We start from the raw sequence: 1,779 nt of genomic DNA, 5'->3' as shown, positions 1-1,779 counted from the left end.
GCAGCCGGGGTGATAAGGGTTAACCCAGGTTGAGGCAGTAGGGAGAAAAGAAGGATGAGGGCGATCGAAGGTTTGATCATGGCTGTTACCTTGCTATTTCAAGTATTAATTACCGTCGGTTGGGTTGAACCAAGTAAACCCAACAAAAAGATTCAGACTGATTTAGGTGTTGGGTGTTGGGTTGCGCTTTTCCTGAGAATTGAGAGGTTTTCCTTAACATATTTATTCCCTCAAACCAACCTACGGACTACGGACTAATGATTAACTAGAAATTGGGAAAAAGATTAATAAAGGGTTTTTTATTTTTCCAGCGATAGGTATTAAAATCTCGATTATCAATTGATAAGATACGTCCATTTCCTAACTCTTCTGCTAAGATAACTAGGGAGGCATCGGCTAAGTCCATTGGCAGACTTTGATATTGTTTCATAAGGTCTTGAATTCTTTCTAGATGAGTATTTTCAAGGTGGAATAATAGAAATTTTTGGGGATGTCTCTCAAATACGTTCATTAATTTTATTTGTTTTTCAACTCCTGTATAGAGATTTGGAGAACGTTGTAAAAGAAGATGACAACTTTCTGTTAAAACACACCAAGTTGTAATTAGTGGTTGATAAGAATACTGTGCTAAGGTTTGCTGTGCTATTAGATGATATTGATCTTTATTGTTAAATAAAGCCACCCAGAACCCGGTATCAACGATGATCATATTTAGCTTTTAATCCTTCTTTGAGAACAGATTTATAATTAGTAGAAAGGTCGGATTCTGCACTAATACAACCGATTAATCCAGATTCTTTTAAAATGTCTAGGGTACTTTGAGCTTCAGGGTTTATTTTTGCTGCAATCTCTGGATTTTTTGCCAAGGAATAGCGTTTTTTTAATAACTCAATAAAATCAATCAGTAAGTTTTGTGCTTCTTCAGGTAATTGGTTAATATCTTCTTGAATTTGTTCTAAGTTAATCATTAATTTTCCTCCGTTAAGATTTTTAAATGGGCTGCTAATTTTTAAGCCACATAACGAATAATTTTGACTTCTGCTCCTTTATTAACAGGAATAGAATTATCGTCCGTTGGGTTGAACCAAGTAAACCCAACAAAAAGATTCAGACTGATTTAGGTGTTGGGTGTTGGGTTTCGCTTTTCCTGAGAATTGAGAGGTTTTCTTTAACATATTTATTCCCTCAACCCAACCTACGAAACTACGGGCGCTCACTACTTAATTTAATCACTTGTTGCTCAGGAAATTTAAGGGTAAGTTCCCATTCTCCCCCTAATTCCCTCATCATACGGGTTAAATTTTCTAGGGTAAGATGTTGTTTTAAATCATCCGATTTTGCTGAGAAACAGGGCTGTTCACTTTCGCTTTCCGTGATTTCTTCTGAAGAAAGTCCTAGGCGTTGACGAAGTTCATCAATGATTTGCATTTCTTGTAAAAGCTCTTGGGTTTTAGCTTCAATTTTTGCCCTTCTTTCAGAGGGCAGTTTATCCATTTCTTCATCAAAGGTAATCATAGATTTTGCTCCGTTAAGGTTTTTAAATAGGCTTCAAATCTTTTTTCGGCGACGGGAATGTTTTTTTCATACCATCTTTTATCGCCAGTTTTATTCCCTCCTACTAGCTAAAGTCGATTGGGTTGAGGCACGAAACCCAACAATACACCCAAGTAAACTACTGTAGGTTGGGTTGAGGCACGAAACCCAACAACAGACCCAAGGAAACCCAACAAAAAGATTCAGACGGATTTAGGTGTTGGGTGTTGGGTTTCGCTTTTCCTG

General features: G+C 37.1%; 3 protein-coding genes. All 3 read right to left on the bottom strand.

The annotated features are described in order from the left end of the window. Positions 1 to 265: 265 nt before the first annotated feature. On the bottom strand, positions 266 to 709 hold the full coding sequence (locus tag PX636_RS18640) for a type II toxin-antitoxin system VapC family toxin (protein ID WP_288118258.1): 444 nt from the start codon (positions 707 to 709) through the stop codon (positions 266 to 268). Next, positions 696 to 968, bottom strand: coding sequence for a DUF2281 domain-containing protein (locus PX636_RS18635; protein WP_288118257.1), 273 nt, complete (start codon positions 966 to 968; stop codon positions 696 to 698). Before PX636_RS18635 ends, PX636_RS18640 begins: the two co-directional genes overlap by 14 nt. Positions 969 to 1,203: 235 nt before the next feature. Beyond that, a complete protein-coding gene (locus PX636_RS18630; RefSeq protein WP_287628133.1) occupies positions 1,204 to 1,515 on the bottom strand; it encodes a transcriptional regulator in 312 nt (103 codons plus the stop codon). Positions 1,516 to 1,779: the final 264 nt, after the last annotated feature.

Origin of the sequence: Microcystis sp. M53598_WE2, from assembly GCF_030067735.1 — a bacterium.
Lineage (GTDB): Bacteria > Cyanobacteriota > Cyanobacteriia > Cyanobacteriales > Microcystaceae > Microcystis > Microcystis aeruginosa.
Note: the sequence above shows the minus strand (reverse complement) of the source record. Positions and strands in the feature narration are given on the sequence as shown.